Annotated in this window: 23 protein-coding genes; 5 read left to right on the forward strand and 18 right to left on the reverse strand. The window is 65.1% G+C overall.

The window, feature by feature from the left end:
- Positions 1-28: 28 nt before the first annotated feature.
- Both badI and IT40_RS13445 read right to left on the reverse strand, forming a co-directional pair.
- Positions 29-811 (reverse strand): 2-ketocyclohexanecarboxyl-CoA hydrolase, encoded by a 783-nt coding sequence (gene badI / locus IT40_RS13440; RefSeq protein WP_036755956.1) that lies wholly within the window; start codon positions 809-811, stop codon positions 29-31.
- Between the two features lie 12 nt (positions 812-823).
- On the reverse strand, positions 824-1,594 hold the full coding sequence (locus tag IT40_RS13445; RefSeq protein ID WP_208021364.1) for an SDR family NAD(P)-dependent oxidoreductase: 771 nt from the start codon (positions 1,592-1,594) through the stop codon (positions 824-826).
- A gap of 294 nt (positions 1,595-1,888) precedes the next feature.
- On the opposite strand from IT40_RS13445, the gene IT40_RS13450 reads away from it, so the two are divergent.
- On the forward strand, positions 1,889-2,314 hold the full coding sequence (locus tag IT40_RS13450; RefSeq protein ID WP_243700226.1) for a MarR family winged helix-turn-helix transcriptional regulator: 426 nt from the start codon (positions 1,889-1,891) through the stop codon (positions 2,312-2,314).
- A gap of 18 nt (positions 2,315-2,332) precedes the next feature.
- On the opposite strand, the gene IT40_RS13455 is transcribed toward IT40_RS13450, so the two are convergent.
- Complete coding sequence (locus tag IT40_RS13455; protein ID WP_036755962.1) at positions 2,333-3,499, reverse strand: acyl-CoA dehydrogenase family protein; 1,167 nt, start codon at positions 3,497-3,499, stop codon at positions 2,333-2,335.
- 164 nt (positions 3,500-3,663) lie between these two features.
- On the opposite strand from IT40_RS13455, the gene IT40_RS13460 reads away from it, so the two are divergent.
- From IT40_RS13460 to IT40_RS13470, 3 genes are read left to right on the forward strand one after another with little or no spacing between them, the layout of a single operon-like run.
- The gene (locus IT40_RS13460) at positions 3,664-4,686 is read left to right on the forward strand and encodes a zinc-binding dehydrogenase (RefSeq protein WP_036755965.1); all 1,023 of its coding nucleotides are present in this window, start codon (positions 3,664-3,666) and stop codon (positions 4,684-4,686) included.
- Between the two features lie 8 nt (positions 4,687-4,694).
- Positions 4,695-5,471, forward strand: a complete 777-nt coding sequence (locus IT40_RS13465; RefSeq protein WP_036755968.1) for an enoyl-CoA hydratase-related protein — start codon at positions 4,695-4,697, stop codon at positions 5,469-5,471.
- A 13-nt stretch (positions 5,472-5,484) separates the two neighbouring features.
- Positions 5,485-6,402 carry a LysR family transcriptional regulator gene (locus tag IT40_RS13470; protein WP_052095920.1) on the forward strand — a complete coding sequence of 306 codons (918 nt, stop codon included), beginning with the start codon at positions 5,485-5,487 and terminating at the stop codon, positions 6,400-6,402.
- A 4-nt stretch (positions 6,403-6,406) separates the two neighbouring features.
- Here IT40_RS13470 and IT40_RS13475 read toward each other — a convergent pair whose 3' ends face one another.
- The 8 genes from IT40_RS13475 to trbE are packed head-to-tail and all read right to left on the reverse strand — an operon-like array spanning position 6,407 to position 14,580.
- Positions 6,407-6,658, reverse strand: a complete 252-nt coding sequence (locus IT40_RS13475) for a DUF2274 domain-containing protein (RefSeq protein WP_036756084.1) — start codon at positions 6,656-6,658, stop codon at positions 6,407-6,409.
- A gap of 4 nt (positions 6,659-6,662) precedes the next feature.
- A complete protein-coding gene (locus IT40_RS13480) occupies positions 6,663-7,832 on the reverse strand; it encodes a TraB/TrbI/VirB10 family type IV secretion system protein (protein WP_208021365.1) in 1,170 nt (389 codons plus the stop codon).
- Between the two features lie 2 nt (positions 7,833-7,834).
- Positions 7,835-8,866 carry a P-type conjugative transfer protein TrbG gene (gene trbG / locus IT40_RS13485; RefSeq protein ID WP_052095921.1) on the reverse strand — a complete coding sequence of 344 codons (1,032 nt, stop codon included), beginning with the start codon at positions 8,864-8,866 and terminating at the stop codon, positions 7,835-7,837.
- Positions 8,867-8,886: 20 nt separating this feature from the next.
- Positions 8,887-9,576, reverse strand: coding sequence for a conjugal transfer protein TrbF (gene trbF / locus IT40_RS13490; protein WP_036755971.1), 690 nt, complete (start codon positions 9,574-9,576; stop codon positions 8,887-8,889).
- Positions 9,573-10,895, reverse strand: a complete 1,323-nt coding sequence (gene trbL / locus IT40_RS13495; protein WP_036755974.1) for a P-type conjugative transfer protein TrbL — start codon at positions 10,893-10,895, stop codon at positions 9,573-9,575. Before trbL ends, trbF begins: the two co-directional genes overlap by 4 nt.
- A gap of 6 nt (positions 10,896-10,901) precedes the next feature.
- Entirely contained in the window at positions 10,902-11,198 is a 297-nt protein-coding gene (gene trbK-alt / locus IT40_RS13500) for a putative entry exclusion protein TrbK-alt (protein WP_036755977.1), read from the reverse strand.
- Between the two features lie 20 nt (positions 11,199-11,218).
- Positions 11,219-11,998: a P-type conjugative transfer protein TrbJ gene (trbJ, locus tag IT40_RS13505; RefSeq protein ID WP_036755981.1), complete on the reverse strand. Its 780-nt coding sequence runs from the start codon at positions 11,996-11,998 to the stop codon at positions 11,219-11,221.
- Positions 11,995-14,580 carry a conjugal transfer protein TrbE gene (trbE, locus tag IT40_RS13510; RefSeq protein ID WP_052095923.1) on the reverse strand — a complete coding sequence of 862 codons (2,586 nt, stop codon included), beginning with the start codon at positions 14,578-14,580 and terminating at the stop codon, positions 11,995-11,997. Before trbE ends, trbJ begins: the two co-directional genes overlap by 4 nt.
- A 38-nt stretch (positions 14,581-14,618) precedes the next feature.
- Here trbE and IT40_RS13515 point away from each other — a divergent pair, with 38 nt between their 5' ends.
- Positions 14,619-14,891 carry a hypothetical protein gene (locus IT40_RS13515; protein WP_036755984.1) on the forward strand — a complete coding sequence of 91 codons (273 nt, stop codon included), beginning with the start codon at positions 14,619-14,621 and terminating at the stop codon, positions 14,889-14,891.
- A 21-nt stretch (positions 14,892-14,912) separates the two neighbouring features.
- On the opposite strand, the gene IT40_RS13520 is transcribed toward IT40_RS13515, so the two are convergent.
- The 7 genes from IT40_RS13520 to IT40_RS13550 form a co-directional block, all read right to left on the reverse strand.
- Complete coding sequence (locus tag IT40_RS13520; RefSeq protein ID WP_036755988.1) at positions 14,913-15,194, reverse strand: VirB3 family type IV secretion system protein; 282 nt, start codon at positions 15,192-15,194, stop codon at positions 14,913-14,915.
- Positions 15,194-15,526 carry a TrbC/VirB2 family type IV secretion system protein gene (locus tag IT40_RS13525; RefSeq protein WP_036755992.1) on the reverse strand — a complete coding sequence of 111 codons (333 nt, stop codon included), beginning with the start codon at positions 15,524-15,526 and terminating at the stop codon, positions 15,194-15,196. Before IT40_RS13525 ends, IT40_RS13520 begins: the two co-directional genes overlap by 1 nt.
- Positions 15,523-16,473: a P-type conjugative transfer ATPase TrbB gene (gene trbB / locus IT40_RS13530; RefSeq protein WP_425272525.1), complete on the reverse strand. Its 951-nt coding sequence runs from the start codon at positions 16,471-16,473 to the stop codon at positions 15,523-15,525. Before trbB ends, IT40_RS13525 begins: the two co-directional genes overlap by 4 nt.
- A gap of 276 nt (positions 16,474-16,749) precedes the next feature.
- Positions 16,750-18,756, reverse strand: coding sequence for an ATP-binding protein (locus tag IT40_RS13535; protein ID WP_116171194.1), 2,007 nt, complete (start codon positions 18,754-18,756; stop codon positions 16,750-16,752).
- Between the two features lie 66 nt (positions 18,757-18,822).
- The gene (locus IT40_RS13540; protein WP_036755998.1) at positions 18,823-19,521 is read right to left on the reverse strand and encodes an RES family NAD+ phosphorylase; all 699 of its coding nucleotides are present in this window, start codon (positions 19,519-19,521) and stop codon (positions 18,823-18,825) included.
- The gene (locus IT40_RS13545) at positions 19,515-19,928 is read right to left on the reverse strand and encodes an MbcA/ParS/Xre antitoxin family protein (protein ID WP_036755999.1); all 414 of its coding nucleotides are present in this window, start codon (positions 19,926-19,928) and stop codon (positions 19,515-19,517) included. The genes IT40_RS13540 and IT40_RS13545 overlap by 7 nt, the downstream gene beginning before the upstream one ends.
- 85 nt (positions 19,929-20,013) lie before the next feature.
- Positions 20,014-20,475, reverse strand: coding sequence for a ribbon-helix-helix domain-containing protein (locus IT40_RS13550; protein WP_036756001.1), 462 nt, complete (start codon positions 20,473-20,475; stop codon positions 20,014-20,016).
- Positions 20,476-20,480: the final 5 nt, after the last annotated feature.

Here is a 20,480-nt window from a genome sequence, read left to right on the forward strand (position 1 = left end):
TCCCAAAGTTGCTTGGTAACCACTTATTTTATTTTGAGAATTTTCGGAAATTTGGCTTGCGCTTTTCCTTGAACGCGATGCCTCCTTCCTTGCTTTCGTCGGTGTCGTAGTAGAGGCTGAGCGCATACATCCCGAGCCCTGCAATGCCGCGCTGATGCTCGGTGTCGATGTTGAAGCTGCGCTTGGCGATGGCGATGGCGGTGGGCGATTTCTCCATGATCTCGGCGCACCAGCGGTCAACCTCGGCATCGAGCTGGTCGTCGGGCACCACGGCATTGACCAACCCCATCGCCAGGGCGTCGGCCGCCTTGTAGCGGCGGCACATGTACCAGATCTCGCGCGCCTTCTTCTCGCCCACCACGCGGGCCAGGAAGGCTGTGCCGAAACCCGGATCGACCGAACCGACCTTGGGACCGACCTGACCGAACTGCGCGCTTTCCCCCGCGATGGTGAAATCGCAGATCGTGCACAGCACGTTGCCACCGCCGACGGCAAAGCCGCGCACCTTGGCGATCACCGGCTTCGGAACGTCGCGGATGATGGAGTGCAGATCCTCCATCGGCAGGCCGATGGTGCCGCGCCCGTCATACTGCCCCTCATGGGCGGATTGGTCGCCGCCGGTGCAGAAAGCCCTGTCTCCGGCACCAGTCAGGACAATGACCCCGATGGACTTGTCCCAGCCGGCCTTGTTGAAGGCGTGGATCAGCTCTTCGCAGGTCTGGCCGCGAAAGGCGTTCATCCTGTCGGGGCGGTTGATGGTGATGGTGGCGACGCCGTCCTTCACTTCATAGATGATGTCTTCATAGGTCATGGCTTCTCCTTTTCATCCGTGCATGGTCAGACCGCCCGAGACCGAGATCACCTGGCCGGTGATGAAGGCCGCGTCGTCGCTGGACAGAAACAGGATCGCGCCGGGCAGATCTTCAGGCTTGCCCAGCCGTCCCAGCGGGACAGCCTTGGCAAAGGCCACGCGCAGCTTTTCCTTGTCGCCGGCCGCTTCCATGAAGTTTTCCAGCATCCCGGTTTCGGTGACGCCTGGGCAGACGGTGTTGAAGGTGATGCCGTGGCGGGAATGTTCGCGCGCCAGTGTTTTCATGAAGGCGATGACCCCCGCCTTGCAGGCGCCATAGACGGATTCCCCCGACGAGCCGCCACGGCCGGCGTCCGAGCCGATCGACACGATGCGTCCGCCGGTGCCGCGCGAGACCATCGATTCCAGAACCGGCTTGGTGATGTTCAGCATCGTGCGCAGGTTGATGTCGATGATCTTGTTCCAAAAATCCGGGCCGGATTTCAGGAACGGCGTGAACAGATCCCAACCTGCGTTGTTCACCAGCACGTCGATGGGGCCGAACTCGGCTTCGATCCGGGCGACAGCGGCGGCGGTGGCATCGTAATCGACCAGATTCACCACCATCGCGGCGGCCTCGCCTCCAACCGCGCGGATCGCTTCCACGACCTTACCAGCGGCCTCGGCACCGACATCGGCCACGACGATCCGGGCCCCCTCCTCGGCGAAGCGCAGGCAGGTGGCCGAACCGATGCCACCACCGCCGCCAGTTACGACAACTACTTTCCCTTTCAGGCCACGCAAAGCGATCTCCTTCCTGACTTCAGGCCATAGGGATTCGGCCAGAGAAATCGCATTTCTTGCGATATTCCTGTCGAAATGCCTTGTCCGAATCCCTGGACGGCCTCCCTGCCAGCATCCTGCAGCAGTTGCAAATTTATGTCAATATATTTACTTTATTTTGCCACATCGGCGCGGCTTGACCTTGCCAGCAACTGCGGCCAGATTGTCAGCATGACGAAAAACGGCAGGAAAATCGGGAATCTGGGATCGGGGCTGAGCAATCGGCTTTTTTTCCGCCTCTACCAATGCGCCAACATGTTGCATAAGACGGGCACTCGGGCGCTGGACGCGCACCACATCACCACGCAGCAATGGGCAGTACTGGGGGCGCTGACCCGCCCCGCCTTCGAGAACGGCGTCGCGGTGGGCGATCTGGCAGCCTTTCTGCTGGTCAGCCGGCAGAACCTGACCGGCGTCCTGACGCGACTGGAGGCGATGGATTACATCGAGCGCGCGGTGGACCAAAACGACAACCGCTCGCGCCTGATCCGACTGACAGACAAGGGCCGCAGCCTCTGGGACGAGGACATGCGGCCGGTGATCTCGGATTACTACGACAAGGCGCTGCGCGGCTTCTCGACCGAGGACCGGATCCACATGATCCATTACCTCGACAAGATGCTGCGGAATTTCAAGGACATCGACCTAGAAGCCGGACCGGACAGGAAGGCGGCGGAATAGCCCGCCGCACCAGCCGCGCTAGAGGCCGGCACGCACCCGCGCCTCTGCCGCCATCGCCTTGGCGATGATGATCTGCTGGATCTGCGTCGTGCCCTCATAGATGCGGAACAGCCGCGCGTCACGATAGAGCTGCTCGGCCCGGTATTCGCGGATATAGCCATTGCCGCCATGCACCTGCACGTTGCGGTCAGCGATCCGGCCCACCGCTTCCGAGGCGAACATCTTGGCAGAGGAGGCCTCGAGGCCAACATCCCGGCCGGCATCGCGCTTGCGCGCCGCGTCCAGCACCATGCAGCGCGCCGCATAGGCATCGGCGCGGGAATCGGCGAACATCGCCTGCAGCAGCTGGAAATCCGCCAGCGGCCGGCCGAACTGCCGACGGGCAACGGCGTAGTCCAGCATGTCATCGATGATCCGTTCGGCCAAGCCGACGCAGGCCGCCGCGATATGCAGCCGCCCCTTGTCCAGCACTTTCATCGCCGTCTTGAACCCCCGCCCCTCGACCCCGCCGATCAGCGCCGAGGCCGGCACGCGGCAATCCTCGAGGATCACGTCGCAGACATGGGCGCCCTGCTGGCCCATCTTTTTTTCCGGCTTGCCCAGGGACAGGCCGGGCGCGCCGCGCTCGACCGCGAAGGCCGAGACGCCGGCGGCGCCCTTCTGCCCGGGATCGGTGCGCGCCATGACAGTGAACAGCCCGGCATGGGGGGCGTTGGTGATGAAGCGCTTGGTGCCGTTCAGCACATAGAAATCGCCGTCCCTCCGGGCCGTCGCCTTGACCGAACCGGCATCCGAGCCGACATCCGGCTCGGTCAGCGCGAATGAGCCAATCAGCTCGCCCGAGGCCAGCCGCGGCAGGTATTTCGCCTTCTGCTCGGGCGTGCCGTCGATGGCGATGCCCTGCATGCCGATGCCGACATTGGTTGCGAACATCGAGCGGAAGGCAGGAGCGGCGCGGCCAAGCTCGAAGATGGCCATGACCTCCTCTTCCATCGCCAGGCCCAGCCCGCCGTATTCCTCGGGTGCGGTCAGCCCGAACAGGCCCAACTCGCGCATGCCGGCAACGATCCGCTCGGGAATGGCGTCGGTTTCGGCAACCTCGGCCTCGGCAGGAATCAACTGCTCGTCCACGAAGCGGCGCAAGGTCGCGCAAAGCTGCACGAGCGTATCGGGATCCATCGCCATCTCATCCTCCCCATTTGTGACAATATATTTATATATATTCTCTCTTAATGCCTCTATCAAGTCAGAAATTATCGAAATAAACGCCATATTGGCAGCGATGATACGCAACCCTGTTGCCATATTGTGGCAATGCATCTACCCTTCAGCCAAGGGGAGGAATCTGCATGAAAGCTATCGTTCTGCATCAGCGGGGTCTCGACGGGGTCGGCCTGCATGACCTGCCGGCACCGGATCGTCCGCAAGGCTGGGCGCGGGTGCGCATGGTTGCGGCCTCGGTCAATCGGGTCGATCTCTACATGCGCGACAATGGTGCCGGCATCACCCACGACCTTCCGCTGATCATGGGCGTGGATGGCGTAGGCGAGGTGATCGAGGCGCCGGGCGATTCCGGGCTGGCGTCGGGGGACCGGGTCATCCTCTATCCCTACGAGTTCTGCGGCGCCTGTCGGCCCTGCCTTGCCGGGGACCAGCCGCTTTGCCATTCCGCCCGCATCCTGGGCGAGCATCGCCATGGCACCTTCGCCGAGCAGGTGGTGTTGCCGGCCCGTTCTCTGGTTAGGCTGTCGCCTCATGCCGACATGCAGCAGGCGGCGGTTCTGGGCGTGGCCTATCTTACCGCCTGGCGCATGGTCTTCGGCCAGATGCCGGCAGCGCCCGGCCGTGTCGTTCTGGTGCAAGGCGCGGGCGGCGGCGTCGCCTATGCGGCGATGCAACTGGCGCGCATGGCGGGCGCGCGAGTGATCGTCACCACCACAGGTGACGAGAAACTGGCGCATTTTCGCGCTCTCAGGATCGAGGCCATTGATTACCGCGCCCAGGATGTGCCGAAGGCGGTGCTGCACCTGACGGGTAACGAGGGCGCCGACCTCGTCATCGACAATGTCGGTGAAAGAACCTGGGCCGGCTCGCTGCGCAGCCTGGCGCGCGGCGGTCATCTGGTGACCTGCGGCGCCACCACCGGGGCGCATCCGTCGGCCGACATCCAGCGGCTATTCGTGCGGCAGCTGTCGGTCCACGGCTCGACCATGGGCTCGTTGGAGGAGCTCCGCCGGCTGATCCGCGCCTGGGAGGCGGGAGGTTTCGTTCCGCTGATCGACCGCGCCTTTCCGCTGGCCGAGATGTCGGCGGCCTTCGACCACCTCGAAGATCCCGCCCGCATGGGCAAGATCCTTGTTCACATCGCATGAGACATGCCATGACCTATGAAAACATCCTTGTCTCGACCCAAGACGCCGTCGGGATCATCACGTTGAACCGCCCCGAGGCCCTGAACGCGCTGAACCGGCAGCTGACGACAGAACTGTCACAGGCTGCAGCCGAATTCGACGCGGATCCCAAAATCGGCGCAATCGTCGTCACCGGATCCGAGCGCACCTTCGCCGCCGGCGCGGACATCAAGGAAATCAAGGACAAGACCTTTGCCGAGGTCTACGAGGAACAGCTGATCACCGCGACCTGGGAGGGCATCAGTAGGGTGCGCAAGCCGGTCATCGCGGCTGTTTCCGGCCATGCGATCGGCGGCGGCTGCGAGATTGCACTGATGTGCGACATTATCATCGCGTCGGAGACCGCCCGATTCGCGCTGCCGGAGACCGGCATTGGCATCATTCCCGGCGCCGGAGGCACGCAGCGCCTGACCCGGATCGCCGGCAAGGCGGTCGCGATGGACATGATCCTGACTGGTCGCGCATTGTCAGCAGCCGAGGCGCTGTCCTTCGGGCTCGTCAGTCGGGTCGTCCCTGCCGGCACCCATCTGGCAGAGGCGGTGGCACTGGCCGCCCAGATTGCCGCCTCGTCACGACCCGTGGTGCAACTTGCGAAAGAGGTAGTGAACAAGGCCTATGAGACCCACCTGCAGGAGGGCCTCTATATCGAACGCCGCCTGCTCTACGCGACCTTCGCCCTGGACGACCGTCGCGAGGGGATGACTGCCTTCGCGGAAAAACGTGCACCACAGTTTACGAATCGCTAATGGACGCCTGCGAATGGTACCGCGATCCGGCAGAACGATAATCGAGCTGCGCCACCTCCGCTATGTCGTCGCGGCGGTGGAGCATGGCAGCTTCAGCGCGGCGGCGGGTGAGCTCGGCGTGCGGGAATCCGCGATCAGCCGGCGCATCCGCGATCTGGAGGACGAGACCGGCGCGGCGCTGTTCATCCGCCACAAGCGCGGCGTGACGTTGACGGATGCCGGGAGGCGATTTCTGATCCACGCCCGACGGGCGCTCAACGAGGTCGACCTTGCCATCAAGGATGTCGGGGCGGCCGGCCGGGTCGAGCATGGCGTGTTGCAGATCGGCATCTTCGCCTCGCTGGCCTCGGGCTTCCTCGCCGATCTGCTGCGCCGCTACAATGACGATCATCCCGGTGTGCGATGCGTGATCGTGGAACGCAGCCCAAGCGATCACATCGCCGCCGTGCGCCAGCATTGCATGGACGTGGCGTTCCTGACCGGCACCCCGGAAGCGGCGGAATGCGATGTCGAGGTTTTCTGGAAAGAGCGGGTTTTCGTGGCGCTTCCGAAGGACGACGACCTGACGGTGCGAAAGCGGATCGCCTGGCCCGAGTTGCGCGACAGGCATTTCGTCGTCAGCGAGACCGGTCCGGGACCGGAAATCCACGATTATCTGGTCCGGCATCTGTCCGAACTCGGCCATCATCCCAGTGTCGAACGCTGCCCGGTTTCCCGCGACACGCTGATGCAACTGGTCGCCCTGGGCACCGGGCTGACGCTCACCAGCGAGGCAACGACCGGCGTGAGCTTCCCCGGCGTCGTCTTTCGGCCGCTCGCGGCGGAGCCCCTGCCCTTCTGCGCGGTCTGGTCGCCGCGCAACGACAATCCGGCCCTGCGCCGCTTGCTCAGCCTGGCGCGAATCCTGTCCGCACAAGACGGCAAGGCGTAGCGGATCAATCGCCAGACTGACGCCCGGCACCGACGTTTCTCCGCACTTTCGCGAACCCTCGATCCGAGGCCAGAAACCGCTCCAGCATCGGCACGACGAGCTTCTGCGGCGAGACCGCAGCACCCGGCCCGCCGGAGCCAGTGCGGCCGAGCAGTTCACCATAGAGCACCAGATCCCTGTGCAGGCCGGCGGGCAATTCGACGGTCAGTTTCACGGGCGTATCATCCGCGATCGGTCCCAGCTTCAGCTTCGTCATGGTGTCATCCTCCGGCATTCTCGAACACAAGATCCTGGCCCACCAGAATCCTGACCGGGAAACCCGGCCGGATGGTCAGCGTCGGGGCGACCTGCAACTGGCGCTGGACGATCTGCTGGCCGGCCTGATCGACGGTGTCCTGTGCGCCGTCGCGGATGGCGCGGATCAGCCGGTCCTCCTCGTCGCCGGCGGCAAGTTCGGTGCCGACAGCCAGAATGGTCGAGAGCCCGGCCGCCTTCATCAGATCCCACCAGTGATAATCGACCCCGTCCTCGAGCCCGGCGTAACCGGACGCATCGGCGCCGGGCAGGCGCTCCAGCACCAGCGAGCGGCCATCGGGAAAGATCAGCCGGTTCCAGACGAGCAACACCCGGCGCTGGCCGAATGTGACGCCGTCCTCGTATTCGCCGATGATGCGGGTGCCCTGCGGGATCAGCAGCATCGAGCCGGTCGGGCTGTCGTAGACTGGCTGGGTGACCTGGGCAATGATCTGTCCGGGCAGGTCGGAGCGGATGCCGGTGATCAGCGCCGCCGGGATCACCGATCCGGCCTGCAGGATATAGGGCGAGGCCGGCGGTTCGACGCGATCCGGGGCCACCGTGATGCGATCGGCAGCCCCGCCTAGGAACGCCGCGTGCCGGTCCTGCGCACCTGCAGCCTCAGGCTGTCCTATGGGGTCATAGCCACCGAGAGGTTGAACGGCGTTGGCTGCACCACCACCCGATCCGCCCGCAGGCCGTGGCCCGCCTTGAAAGAACACGCCGCTGAGCCGCGCCGCTTCCTCTTCCGCCAGCCGCTGCTGCTCCGCCGCATCCATGGCGGGTGCGGCCTCAATCGGGCCGACGATATCCGGTGCCGGCACCGGCGCACCGCGATTCCGGGCATTGAGGATCGGGCGGCCGAGATCGCCGGGCAGCGCCGGTCCGAGGGCGGGGCCGGCATAGTCGCGCGGCAATTCCGCCAGCCCGTCGGCGGTGGCGCGGGTCTCGGTGGAAAACAGCTCCTCGCCGGTTCGTTCCATGTCCTTGCCCTGCAGGGCATAAATCAGCGCCGCACCGATGCCGAGCGCGCCGATCCCGGCCAGGCCCGCCAGCACTTTTCGCGACAGCCGGGTGACGCGGGGCGGCTCGGCCCGTAGGCGCATCGGCGCTGCGGCAGATTCCTTCCCGGTCATGGTCACGATCCTCGCGAAGTTCCGGCGCCAACACGCCCGTCTGTCGGCACAACCGCTTGCTTTGCCGGCTGCAGGCGATGGATCCGCACCACCTGCTGGCGCTTGCCGGAGCCGAGGCGCAGTTCGGCCACGCCGAAGAGCCGGTCGACGATCAGCACATTGCCGTGGCTGCGGCTGTTGACGATTTCCGGCTTGCCCTCCGGGCCGATGACGAAGAGCGGCGGCATCTCGCCCTGCACGATGCCGCGGGGAAACACGACATAGACCCGGCGGCCGTCGTCGAAGACCGAGACCGGCCGCCAGGGCGGGTTCGCACCCTCGATCTGCAAGCCGTAGCGGTGGTTGCGCGCGGCGGCGGCGGGGATCACCGGCGCGGCAGAAACAGTGCGCCGATGCGTGGCCGTGGACGACGAAGTTTCCGGATAATGCCATGACACCGCCGGCATCCAGGTCTCCTCGCCGGCGCGCAGTTCCAGCATGTAGCTGCGCCGGTCGGTGGCGATGACCAGGTTGGTGGCGATGTCCGGCCGGGTGGGCTTGACCAGCACATGCACGCGGCGGGACGCGCCGCTGCCGCTTTCGGTATCGCCGATGATCCAGCGCGCGGTGTCGCCGGCTGCGATGGGACCGGTGCCGGTCAGCTGCTCGCCCGGTTCCAGCGCGATATCGGTGATCTGTCCCGGCGCGGCATAGACCTGATAGAGCGCGCCCTCGGACCAGGGATAGACCTGGATGGCGTTGTAATAGCCCTCGCGGCGCGGCTCGACGCGGGCGGCGAGGTTGGCATTGGCCACCCGGCCGACCGGACTCTCCGCCGCATTGCCGCCACGCGCCGGAGTCCAGCCCGGCGGCACATGCAGCGGTTTCGGGACCGGGTCGGCAACGGCAGCGGGCGGCGACGGCAGCGCTGGTACATGATCGTCATAGCTGAACTGCGGGGCCTTGCTGGTAGCGCAGCCCGCCAGCACGGTGGCCGACAGCAGGACCGCGGCCAGCATGGATCCAGGCAAACGCTTCACCGGCTTCCAGTTCATTCCTTCGGTGAGACCACTGGTCATTGGCTCATCTCCCGCGACCATGAGATCGCATTGACGTAGATGCCGAGCGGATTGGCGCGCAGGGCCTCAGCGGTTCGCGGCGTCTGGATCACCACGGTCAGGATGGCGGTCCAGCGCTCGGTGGCCGACAGCTGGCCGTTCTCGTAGCGCTTTTCTGTCCAGGCGACCCTAAAACTGTCTGGCGAGGCGCGGATGACGCTCGACACCTCCACCGAGATCTGCCGCTCGCCCAGCCTCGAGAAGGGATCGTTGCCGCGGGCATGGTCGTTCAGCGCCGCCGCGCCACGGTCGGTGGTCCAGTCATAGGCCCGGAGCCAGTTCTGGCGCAGGATCACCGGATCGGCGGGAATGGACCGGACCTGCTCGATGAAGCGGCCGAGATGCCAAGCGATCTGCGGATCGCTGGGGCGATAGTCGGCAGCGGCCGGTGCCACGGCCTGAGCCTGGCCGAGATCGTCGACCTGCACCACCCATGGCACCACGGTGCCCCGCGCCGATTGCCAGATCAGAGCAGCGGCGAACCCGGCGGCCAGGAACAGGCAGGCGAAGGCCATGAGCCGCCAGTTCCGCGCCTGCACGCGGGCCGAGCCGATGCGCTCGTCCCAGACCTGCGCCGCCTTCTGATAGGGCGTGACCGGCTCGGGCGTTTTGCCGAAATGCGTTGTCGGTCGTCTGAAGAGGTTCATGGCTTGTCGCTTTCGGAAAGGGAGATGGAGGGGCCGGGGCCATGGCTGTCGCCGGAGCGCACCGCATGGGCGGTGACGGTGGCGCCCCGGGCAAGCGACTGGCCACGCATGCTTCGCGCCCAGGCGGGCGCATTGCCGCTGGTTGGCGCCACGCCGGCGGCACCGGCACTCGTGCCGCCAAGCGTGCCCTGCGTGGTCGATCCCCCGGTGCTGGTGAAACCGGCCTTCACGCCGGCTTCGCGGCTGGCCTTGAGACTGGCCGCCGCCCGGCGCAGCGGGGTCATGGCGGCGATGCCCGCGCCCTTGCCGACGCCGGCGGCGCCGGAGAGGGCGCCGCCGATCCCGGATTGTCCGGCGGAGTTGAGGCTATAGGCGGTGGAGGCGGCCCCCGCCGTGGCGGCCCCGCCCCGCGCCGTCGCTGCGACACCTTTGGCACCGAGCACCGTGGCGCCGCCGGCGGCCAGCGCGGCGCCACCCACGGCCAGCCCGGTACCGGCCACGGCGCCCGCGCCGAGTTGCGGCCCGCCGGAGACAAGGCCGGTGGCGATGCCCGGACCGAAGATGCCGAGGCCGAGCAGGGACAGCGCCGCCAGCACGATGGCCATGGCATCGTCCACAGTGGGCGCGGCGCCGCCGAAGCCCGTGGTGAATCTTCCGAACAAGGTGCTGCCGATGCCGATGATCACCGCCAGCACCAGCACCTTGATACCGCTGGAGACGACATTGCCGAGCACGCGTTCGGCCATGAATGCCGTCTTTCCGAACAATCCGAAGGGGATGAGCACGAAACCGGCGAGCGTGGTCAGCTTGAATTCGATCAGGGTGACGAAGAGCTGCACGGCGAGGATGAAGAAGGCGAGGATCACCAGCGCCCAGGCGAAGAACAGGCAGAGGATCTGGATCAGGTTTTCGAAAACCGCGACCCAGCCCATCAGATCGGAGATGGAGTCCAGCAGCGGCCGCCCGGCATCCAGCCCGGTCTGGGCGACACGGCCGGGCCGCATGAGATCGGCGGCGGAGAAGCCGGTGCCGGAAGCCAGCAACCCGAGCCCGGCGAAGCTCTCGAAGACGATGCGGGCGAGGCTGTGCCAGTTCGAGATCAGGTAGGCGAAGACCCCGACGAAGAGCGTCTTCTTCACCAGCCGGGCGACGATGTCGTCCTCGGCCCCCCAGGCCCAGAACAGGGCGGCCAGGGTCACGTCGATGACGATCAGCGTCGAGGCGATGAAAGCGACTTCGCCGCCCAGCAGCCCGAAGCCCGAGTCGATATAGCTGGTGAAGACCGCCAGGAACTCGTCGATGACCCCGGACCCGCCCATGTGCCGTCACTCCGCTTCAGGGGAGGTGGCAGGGCGGGGCGTAGATTGCGCCGGTGCCCGCCCGAGGAAACGGTCGCGGGTTTCGCCCCAGATGCGCAGGCAGTCGGCATCATTGGCCGCAGCCTCGCCCATCCGCTGGCAACGGCGCTGGTCCTCGCGCAGCGGATCCTCGGCCTGCGGCTGAATCTGCCGCCCGGGCAGCGGCGGCAGGTCGCCGGTCTGCTCCATCCGGATCAGCGTCACGGTCATGACGATCGCCAGGAACAGGATGGCTATCAGCCGGGCCATCGCCTTGCCCTCCATGGTTGCGCCTCCTTGGGCGGTCAGTCGTTGAACATCCGGGCATTGCCGGGCTGGTAGCCGGCGCCGGGGGTCAGGAACCGCTCGCGCTGGATGCGGCCCTGTTCGGCAGCGGTGGCGCGCTCGGCCTCGGTCAGAGCCTCGGCGCGGCCATTCGCCGAAACCACGGCAATCAGGTCGGAGATCTGCTGAGACTGGAGCGCCAGAAGCTGATTGCCGGCCTGGGTGGCCTGCAGCGCGCCGACCGCGTTCTGGCTCTCATTGACCAGATCAGCCATTTCCGCGCGGTTGGCGTCAATATTGCCAGTGACGCCCGCCTGGACCCGCATTGCGTCTTGCAACCCGCCGACGCTGTTCTGCCAGCGGGTCCGGGCGTCGGTCAGCAGTTGCTGCTCGGACATGGACAGATCTGGCGTGCCGTATTCCCGCTCGAACGCCTGATCGACCTCTTGCACCTCGAAAGCGATGTTCCGGGCTTCGTCGAGCAGCTGCTGCGTGCGGCTGACGTTCTGTTGCAACTGCTGCAGCGAGCTATGCGGCAGGCTGGCGAGATCGCGGGCCTGGTTGATCAGCATCTGCGCCTCGTTCTGCAGCGAGGCGATCTGGTTGTTGATCTGCTCCAGCGTCCGCGCCGCAGTCAGCAGGTTCTCGGCATGGTTGGTGGGGTCGTAGACGATGCGCCCGAAGCCACCGAAGAAGGCATGGGCCGGTGTCGTGAGAATTGGGGCCAACGCGAGCGGTGCCGCCAAGGCGAGGGCCAGTGCCGCGGTGCTGGCGACGCGGGGCATGCGGGTTCGTGTCATGGAAGAATCTCCTCTGTGGCGTCAGTGGGTCCGGGTTCCGGTTCAGCCGGAACGGAATCGTCTGGTTCGCGGGCGGTGGTGGCGTCGATGTCGGCGTCAGCGGGCACGGCCTTCGAACCACTCGGTTCAAAAAGGGGCACGCCAACCTCATTGGGAGCCAGATTGTCGAGATCCGGGATCAGTTCCGCCGCCCAGTCGACGCCGCGCGCCTTGAGCCAGGCAACCAGAAAACCGTCGCGCCCATGCTCGGCGAGGATCTGACCGATCAGCGCCTGATCGGATTTTGAGGAGGCGGCGCAGAGCGCGAGACCGACTTCGCTGAGCCCCAACTCGAACAGGCGGTTGCCGCGCCGGGACTGGCAGTAATAGTCGCGCTTGGGCGTCGCCCGGGCGAGGATCTCGATCTGGCGGTCGTTCAGCCCGAAGCGGCGATAGATGGCGGTGATCTGCGGCTCGACGGCGCGTTCGTTCGGCAGCAGCAGCCGGGTCGGGCAGCTTTCGATGATTGCCGGGGCGATGGCGGAATTGTCGATGTCGGACAGGCTTTGCGTGGCGAAGATCACCGAGGCGTTCTTCTTCCTCAGCGTCTTCAGCCATTCGCGCAGCTGTTCGGCGAAGGCGTCGTCGTCCAGCGCCAGCCAGCCCTCGTCGATGATCAGCAGCGTCGGCCGTCCGTCGAGACGGTCGCCGATGCGATGGAACAGGTAGGACAGGACCGCGGGCGCGGCGCCGGTGCCGACCAGCCCCTCGATCTCGAAGGCCTGAATCGAAGCATTACCCAGATGCTCGTTCTCTGCGTCGAGCAACCTCCCATAGGGACCGCCGACGCAATAGGGCCGCAGCGCCTGTTTCAACTCGTTGGATTGCAGCAGGACCGCAAGCCCGGTGAGGGTGCGCTCGCCGACCGGGGCCGAAGCGAGCGAGGTCAGCGCCGTCCAGATGTGTTCCTTCACCTCGGGCGTGATCTCGACGGTCTCGCGCCGGAGGATGCCGACGATCCAGTTGGCGGCCCAAGCGCGTTCCGCCGTCTCGTGGATACGGGCCAGTGGCTGCAGCGAAACCGAGGTCTCGGCTGCCTCGGTCAGCTCGCCGCCGAGATCATGCCAGTCGCCGCCCATGGCGAGCGCGGCCGCACGGATGCTGCCGCCGAAATCGAAGGCAAACACCTGCGATCCTGCGTAGCGGCGGAACTGCAGTGCCATCAGCGCCAGCAACACGGATTTGCCCGCGCCGGTGGGTCCGACGACCAGCGTATGGCCGACATCGCCGACATGCAGCGAGAACCGAAACGGGGTCGATCCCTCGGTGCGCCCGTAGAGCAGCGGCGGGGCATCAAAGTGAACGTCCTTCGCCTCTCCGGCCCAGACTGCCGAAAGCGGGATCATGTGCGCCAGGTTCAGCGTCGAAATCGGCGGCTGGCGGACGTTGGCATAGGCATGTCCCGGCAGCGAACCCAGCCAGGCATCGACGGCATTCACCGTCTCGATCATCGCGGTGAAATCCCGGCCCTGGACGATCTTCTCGACCAGCCGCAGCTTCTCGTCAGCGACGCGGGCGTCCGCGTCCCAGACAGTGATCGTCGCCGTGACAAAACCCATGCCGGCGATGTCGGCGCCGAGCTCCTGAAGCGCCATGTCCGCATCGGCGGCCTTGTTGGCAGCATCGGTGTCCACCAGGGCGGTGGGCTCGCTGGTCATCACCTCCTTGAGGATCGCGGCGATGCTCTTGCGCTTGGCGAACCACTGCCGCCGAATCCTGGTCAGCAGCCGCGCGGCCTCGGGCTTGTCGATCAGGATCGCCCGGGTCGACCAGCGATAGGGAAAGGCGATCCGGTTCAGATCGTCGAGGATGCCGGGCGTCGTCGCGGTCGGAAAACCGTTGAGGGTCAGGATGCGCAAGTGCCGGTCACCGAGACGCGGCTCCAGCCCGCCGGTGAGAGGCTGATCGGCCAGCAAGGCGTCGAGATAGACCGGCACCTTCGGCACGGCGACGCGCTGCCGGTTGGTCGAGATCGTCGAATGCAGGTAGGTCAGCGTGGCGGCGTCATCGAGCCAAGCGCATTCCGGCATGAAGCCATCGAGCAGCGCCAGCACCCGGTCGCTGCGATCGGCGAAGCCACGCACCTGTTCCCAGGGGTTCACGCCCGACGTCTCGCGCCCCTCGTAGAGCCATGCCTCAGTGCGGGCGGCTTCCTCGGCCGGGGGCAGCCAGAGGAAAGTCAGGAAATAGCCGGAGACGAAATGGCTGCCTTCCTGCTCGAACTCTGCCTTGCGCTCGACATCGAGCAGCGCCGAGGCCGGATCGGGAAAGCGGCTGTCGGGATAGGTTGCCGCCTCGGAGCGTTGCGCTTCGACGAAGATCGCCCAGCCGGAGCCGAGGCGGCGGAAGGCGTTGTTGAGCCGTCCGGCGACCGCGACGAGTTCGGCGGCGACGGCGCTGTCGAGATCGGGACCGCAGAACTTCGCGGTGCGCTGGAACGAGCCGTCCTTGTTCAGCACGATGCCCTCGCCGACCAGCGCCACCCAAGGCAGGTAGTCGGCGAGGCGCGAGGCATTGCGGCGGTATTCGGCAAGGTTCATCATGTTGGAACCTCCTCGCGGCAACCTGAACGGAGCAAGGAATGGACGATGACCTCGACGGCATGGACCGCGATGCGCTGGTCGCGGAAGTGAAGCGGCTGCGTGCTGGCATCCGTGCGCATCGCGACAGTTCGGGCCACGATCTGTGCTGGTTTCATCCGCAGCTCTGGGGTCTGCTCCCCGAGCCCATCGATCCGGACGTGGCGGTGCCGCCCTGGCCGAAGTTCATGCGCGGCTGCATCGCCTTTCGGACCTCGCTCGACCGGGAGCTTGCGGATGCGCCCGTTCACGACAAGGAGTTCGGCGAAGACTGATTTGATCGGGCCGCTCATCGCTCAGACCTCCAGCCGTCCGGGCAGGCGCAGATGGCGCCGCGCGACCTCGACGAAGAGCGGATCACGTTTCGCCGCCCAAACCGCCGCGATATGGCCGACGGCCCAGATCAGGAGACCCCCCAGCCAGAGTTGCAAGCCGAGACCCACCGCTCCAGCCAGCGTGCCGTTCAGGATCGCAACGCTCCGGGGCGCCCCGCCGAGCAGGATCGGCTCGGTCAGGGCGCGATGCACCGGCACCGAGAAACCAGGAACCGCCTCAAGCGCCTCAATACTCCCGGCCATCAGACCAGCGCCCCGCCGCCGAAGCTGAAGAAGGACAGGAAGAAGCTGGATGCGGCGAAGGCGATGGAAATGCCGAAGACGATCTGGATCAGTCGCCGGAAGCCGCCGCCGGTATCGCCGAAGGCCAGCGTCAGCCCGGTGACGATGATGATGATCACCGCGACGATCTTCGCCACCGGCCCCTCGACGGAGTCGAGGATGGATTGCAGCGGCGCCTCCCAGGGCATCGAGGAACCGGCGGCATGGGCGGTCGGGGCCATGAACAGGCTGACATAGAGCGCGGTCGCCGCCGTCGCGGCGTGATGGCGGAGGCGCAGGGCAGGACGGATCATTCTGGTTCTCCAGTATTTTCTGAGGTGTTGGTATCGGGAATGACGGAGGCGATGCGGTAGTCGCCGTCCGGCCCCAGCCCACCAACGCGGGCGAGCTCGGCCAGCCGGCGCGCAGCACCGCGCCCGGACAGGACGGCGACGAGGTCGATGGTTTCCGCGATCATGGCGCGCGGCACGGTGACCACGGCTTCCTGGATCAGTTGCTCGAGGCGGCGCAGCGCACCGAGACCGGATCCGGCATGGATGGTGCCGATGCCGCCCGGATGGCCGGTCCCCCAGGCTTTCAGCAGATCCAGTGCCTCGGCGCCGCGCACCTCGCCGATCGGAATGCGGTCGGGGCGCAGGCGCAAGGACGAGCGAACCAGATCGGACAGGCTGGCGACGCCATCCTTGGTGCGCATCGCCACCAGATTGGGTGCGGCACATTGCAGTTCGCGGGTATCCTCAATGATGACGACCCGGTCCTGCGTCTTCGCCACCTCGGCCAGCAGCGCGTTGGTCAGCGTGGTCTTGCCGGTGGAGGTGCCGCCGGCGACGAGGATATTGGCGCGGGTCGCGACCGCGAGGCGCAACGCCTCCGCCTGCATCCGGATCATGATCCCGGCGGTGACATAATCGTCGAGCGTGAAGACGGCGACGGCGGGCTTGCGGATCGCGAAGGCCGGAGCAGCGACCACCGGCGGCAGCAGCCCCTCGAAGCGTTCGCCGGTGTCCGGCAGTTCGGCCGAGACGCGCGGGGACCAGGCATGGACCTCGGCGCCGACATGATGCGCGACCAGCCGGATGATCCGCTCGCCATCGGATGGGGACAGTGTTTGCCCTGTCTGCGCCAGCCCGTCGCACAGCCGGTCGACCCAGATCCGGCCGTCCGGGTTCAGCATCACTTCGACGATCTCGGGATCCCGCAGCAGGGCGGAGATGGCAGGCCCGAGCGCGGTGCGGAGCATGCGGGCGCCGCGCTCCACTCTTGCCTCGATGTGGTCCGAACCTGCCATCCCGTCCCCCGTTTCCCCGGGGTGGCAAGAAGAAGGCCCCCGGATGGGGTCGACTAAAAGAGCCTCAAAACGCAGCGGCGCAACAGCTATTCAGCTGCCGTCGTAGTCTGGCGTAGAAAGACAGGGAAACGGCGGTTTTGCCTGATCCACACGACACCTCAATGCCTATGAACGAAGCGGAATCACAAGCCTTCCGGTTCCGTGGTCATGGCAGGTCCCGGTCACTGACTATCTTGACGGTGTGGCGAAAAGGTCCTCCGTCGTGGCTTGAGGCTTTTCGACGAACTCTCCCCCGTCCAACCCCCGCTCCTTGAGAAAGGGCGCGTCTTTCAGCTTCTCCTGCAGACCCAGCATGCGTTTCTCGGCGCGGCGCACGAAAGTATCGTAGGTCATGGGAATAATGGTCACACGACTGTCCCATTCCGTTCTGTTTCCGCGTTCGGCCGCATGAATCCTTGAACCCAGTACATAGCAGGTCGTAGTGGTTACCTCGGTCACGTACCCGCGCGCGATGAGCTCGCTCACATATCGCCAGGCCTGATTTTTCTGATCGGTACCTATCACAACTCCAGGCCTCTTGATCTCTGCGATGACCAGTCGTGCAACGCCATCGACATCATGGCCGAAATCATGCGCGTCCCGGCTGTATAGACCTACGCTACCGTCCGGCAGCATGGCAAAATCAGGCCGCTGGCGGCTACCAGTGCTCGTCCCTCCGAAAAGTTGCTGAATGACCGTTGTCATACCCCGGTTGCTGGTAAACTCGAGACTTTCAAACTCGGGACCAAAGACCCACAGTGAACGCTCAAACAGCGGTTGTAGATCACCCACCTCGTCAGAGCTCTCGTCATGCAGTTTCTCTTCGAGGTCTTTGATAAGTTTCAGACGTGTCTGAATTTCGTCCAATGCATCCTTGGCGAGACGCAACGTCCAGTCATCGAGCAACTGGTAAAGAGAATCCAGGTCGCCCGGCGGCAGCTCATGCAGCTTGCTCAGCAAACCGTATTTCGAGGTCGACAGTTCAAGATTCGCCAGAATCCCGGCAACCTTGCCAACCTCGTCGGTGGAGATGGTCGGACAGGCGTCGATCACTTCATCCACAAACTGGTTCCAGCGCTCACGTCCGATTGGGGGCAATCTCCGGACGGTAGCCACGTTGCTTTCCCGGATAGATGCCTTGGCTTCACGTCGCCGCTCGGCTGTGAAGCTCGAAAGATATTCCTTGATTTTTGCGTGAACCAGCGGCTTTGTTTCTGTCCAAGCTGGATGATTTACGATGAATCCTGTCCAGTCGGGAAGAACGGCATCCTCCAAATGGTCCGCAGATACGATGAACTGAAAGCGTTTCGCTTCCGAGGTGCGGCCGTCCAGAATCCTCTCATGATCAAAACCAACCCAGCCGGGTGTACCCACAAGCCGTGACTTGACGCGCCACGCTATGCCGTGTTGGCGCGTTGTCCTGTCGGCTTTCTGGCTATCAATTACGATAATTTCCACCGCACCAAAACCGGGAACGTTCACGGTTTCCTTCTGGATATTCCGCGTTGGAATATCATCAAACGTCACCAATGTGCCGTCGACGGAAACGACAAAATTCGGATCTGCAAGAAAACGAGTACCGAGAACCTCTCGGACAGCTTCGGCGTCAAAGGCCACTCCCTCTGACGCAGTCGACAGAATTTCTGTCCCATGCCCTGAAACACTGTCTCGCGATGCCATTTCCTCAACGTCGAACGGCTGGGTTGTCCCCCGGCGCACCTCGTAGGTCACCTCTTTCCCGTCACGCCAAGTTCGAACGAGATAGGGGTCGGAAAACTTGAACGCCGCATGTCGACCTTTGCCGTTACGACCATATGCATGTCGGGGAGGTGCATCCTTCAGGTCGTCAGGAGGCGCCGATTTACTGCCCTCATCGGCAACTCTGTTATAGTCGAGCGTCTTCCAACGCCGCCGGAACTGCTCCGGGGTCATCCCTTTGCCATTGTCTCTAATGGAGAAAGCTATGTTTTCCGTACGCTTTGGCCAGACGATATCGACACGAGTCGCGTAGGCATCCCAAGCATTAGCGACAAGTTCGACGATTGCGACAGCCGGATCGGAAATGATCGGCCCGGCATAGCGGTCCAGGAAGCGATCATCGAACAGCACCCCCTGCTTGGAATTTTCAGAATCCACGATGCCCCCAACCAACCAATCCGGCCGCTTCTTTCCACAATGCTGCAAGGAGACTCGCATGAAAGCCTCTATGGATACAAGCGGTTACATCGTATCCTACCTATACCTAAGATAGAGCCGCAGGCATCAACTGACTTCCAGAATCTCTCCGGTATCGTGGCGCTTGACGAAATCCACCCGCTCGCCGTTCCAGTGATAGCAGAAATGCGAGCCCTGCACCGGGATGCTCACCACGTCGGGCCAGAAGACGCCGATGCATCGGCCGCCCGGCATGCGGACGCTGTTCCAGAGCAGACCGTCGCTGCCGGCCGCGCGAAGCCCCGCGCCTTCCGCCTGCGACGGCGCGTAATCCGTCGGGTGCAGGACGTCCGGCACGGCGTTCACATCATGCAACTCCCGGTCGATGGAGCCGATCATCGCGCGGAAGTCCGAAGTCCAGCCGGGCGCCTCATCCGTTGCCGCCATGAACTTCGCGTGGTGATGGATGGTCTCGGCCAGCGCGACATCCTCCCGATCCCCGGCATAGTAGATGCCGTAGCTGCCGTCGGTGAAGCGCCCCGGTCGCGCGGTCGAGCAATGGACGAAGGGCGCCATGACCAGGCTGGCGCCCGGCCCGCCGACCCGGCGCGCGGCGGGCACCTTGCCCAGATCGCCAACCTCGTTGCGGATGCGGGGATTGGTCTTGGCCTCGACCGAGACCAGCGCCTCCCAGTCGCGCGGATCGGCGATGTCCTCGAACAGGTCGACCGGCGGCCAGATCGAGCGGATGATGCGCCAGGTCTTGTCCCATTTCACCCGCCGCTTCACGGCAAGGCCGCTCACCATGCGCCGCGCTCGGCATCGAGCCATTCCCGCATCAGGGCCAGATCGGCCAATTCGCCGCGCAGCATGATGTCGAGGGCGGAACGACCGCCGAAGGCCGCATTGGGCTTGCGCACCCACGCATACCCCCGGGCAGGATCCTTGAAGAGATAGCGCAGCCCCTTATGAATCCCCATGAGATGGGCCATGCGCATCCTCAGGTCCCGGTCGATCCGGCCGATCTCGCCATCCTTCCAGCGCGCCCAGGTCCGGGCCGCCATGCCGCCCAGAAGGGTTCGCGCCTCGGCATCGGTCAGGCCCCAGGCGCGAAACAGATTGACCGTGGTGCGCGCCAGCGCGCCGGCCTCCTCGTCGGTGATGACCGGGCTGCCGACACGGGCCGGTGTTGCGGCGATGGGTTGAAGCTGCATCTGCGCCTCCTGCGACTGGCATCAATATAGTTTACATATGCCAAACGGCAATACGCAATATGCGTGTTGGGCGGACTGCCATCATTCATGAAACAGTGTCCTCGCCATCGACAGCAGGGTCGGGTTTAGCCGGATCATCCCCCGCCCCCGCCACATCCTCCGGGATTTCCCTGAGAAAGCTCTCGCCGGATTGCAGCCTGCGGCCGAGGGTCTCGACGAAGCCCTCGAAGCGTTCGCGGCCCTTGGCCTGGGCGGCGGCATAGCCCTCGGCCGGGACCGGCGGCGTGACGGTCAGCCAGAAGCGGACGAAGAGCGCCAGCGTTTCGGCACAGAGGCCGACATCGCGTTCGAGCCGCATGATCTGGCGCGACATGCGGTCGAGCCGGCGGGTAAAGGCCGCCTCGCGCCGGTCGGCATCGTCGGGCGAGAGGAAGGATGCGACGGCCGCCTCGACGATGGCCGAGCGCGAGACCTTCCTGTTCTCGGCCAGATCGGAGATCTGCCGCAGCAGGGCGGGTGGGAAATAGACGTTCAGACGCTGGCGCATGGCCG

Source organism: Paracoccus versutus (assembly GCF_000763885.1).
Lineage (GTDB): Bacteria > Pseudomonadota > Alphaproteobacteria > Rhodobacterales > Rhodobacteraceae > Paracoccus > Paracoccus versutus.

Bases quoted from the DNA above. Each gene is read 5' to 3' on its own strand.
- badI (WP_036755956.1), bottom strand. From the start codon at position 811: ATGACCTATGAAGACATCATCTATGAAGTGAAGGACGGCGTCGCCACC.
- IT40_RS13450 (WP_243700226.1), top strand. From the start codon at position 1,889: ATGTTGCATAAGACGGGCACTCGGGCGCTGGACGCGCACCACATCACC.
- IT40_RS13455 (WP_036755962.1), bottom strand. From the start codon at position 3,499: ATGGCGATGGATCCCGATACGCTCGTGCAGCTTTGCGCGACCTTGCGC.
- IT40_RS13460 (WP_036755965.1), top strand. From the start codon at position 3,664: ATGAAAGCTATCGTTCTGCATCAGCGGGGTCTCGACGGGGTCGGCCTG.
- IT40_RS13465 (WP_036755968.1), top strand. From the start codon at position 4,695: ATGACCTATGAAAACATCCTTGTCTCGACCCAAGACGCCGTCGGGATC.
- IT40_RS13470 (WP_052095920.1), top strand. From the start codon at position 5,485: ATGGTACCGCGATCCGGCAGAACGATAATCGAGCTGCGCCACCTCCGC.
- IT40_RS13475 (WP_036756084.1), bottom strand. From the start codon at position 6,658: ATGACGAAGCTGAAGCTGGGACCGATCGCGGATGATACGCCCGTGAAA.
- IT40_RS13480 (WP_208021365.1), bottom strand. From the start codon at position 7,832: ATGACCGGGAAGGAATCTGCCGCAGCGCCGATGCGCCTACGGGCCGAG.
- trbG (WP_052095921.1), bottom strand. From the start codon at position 8,866: ATGAACTGGAAGCCGGTGAAGCGTTTGCCTGGATCCATGCTGGCCGCG.
- trbF (WP_036755971.1), bottom strand. From the start codon at position 9,576: ATGAACCTCTTCAGACGACCGACAACGCATTTCGGCAAAACGCCCGAG.
- trbL (WP_036755974.1), bottom strand. From the start codon at position 10,895: ATGGGCGGGTCCGGGGTCATCGACGAGTTCCTGGCGGTCTTCACCAGC.
- trbK-alt (WP_036755977.1), bottom strand. From the start codon at position 11,198: ATGGAGGGCAAGGCGATGGCCCGGCTGATAGCCATCCTGTTCCTGGCG.
- trbJ (WP_036755981.1), bottom strand. From the start codon at position 11,998: ATGACACGAACCCGCATGCCCCGCGTCGCCAGCACCGCGGCACTGGCC.
- trbE (WP_052095923.1), bottom strand. From the start codon at position 14,580: ATGATGAACCTTGCCGAATACCGCCGCAATGCCTCGCGCCTCGCCGAC.
- IT40_RS13515 (WP_036755984.1), top strand. From the start codon at position 14,619: ATGGACGATGACCTCGACGGCATGGACCGCGATGCGCTGGTCGCGGAA.
- IT40_RS13520 (WP_036755988.1), bottom strand. From the start codon at position 15,194: ATGGCCGGGAGTATTGAGGCGCTTGAGGCGGTTCCTGGTTTCTCGGTG.
- IT40_RS13525 (WP_036755992.1), bottom strand. From the start codon at position 15,526: ATGATCCGTCCTGCCCTGCGCCTCCGCCATCACGCCGCGACGGCGGCG.
- trbB (WP_425272525.1), bottom strand. From the start codon at position 16,473: ATGCTCCGCACCGCGCTCGGGCCTGCCATCTCCGCCCTGCTGCGGGAT.
- IT40_RS13535 (WP_116171194.1), bottom strand. From the start codon at position 18,756: ATGCGAGTCTCCTTGCAGCATTGTGGAAAGAAGCGGCCGGATTGGTTG.
- IT40_RS13540 (WP_036755998.1), bottom strand. From the start codon at position 19,521: ATGGTGAGCGGCCTTGCCGTGAAGCGGCGGGTGAAATGGGACAAGACC.
- IT40_RS13545 (WP_036755999.1), bottom strand. From the start codon at position 19,928: ATGCAGCTTCAACCCATCGCCGCAACACCGGCCCGTGTCGGCAGCCCG.
- IT40_RS13550 (WP_036756001.1), bottom strand. From the start codon at position 20,475: ATGCGCCAGCGTCTGAACGTCTATTTCCCACCCGCCCTGCTGCGGCAG.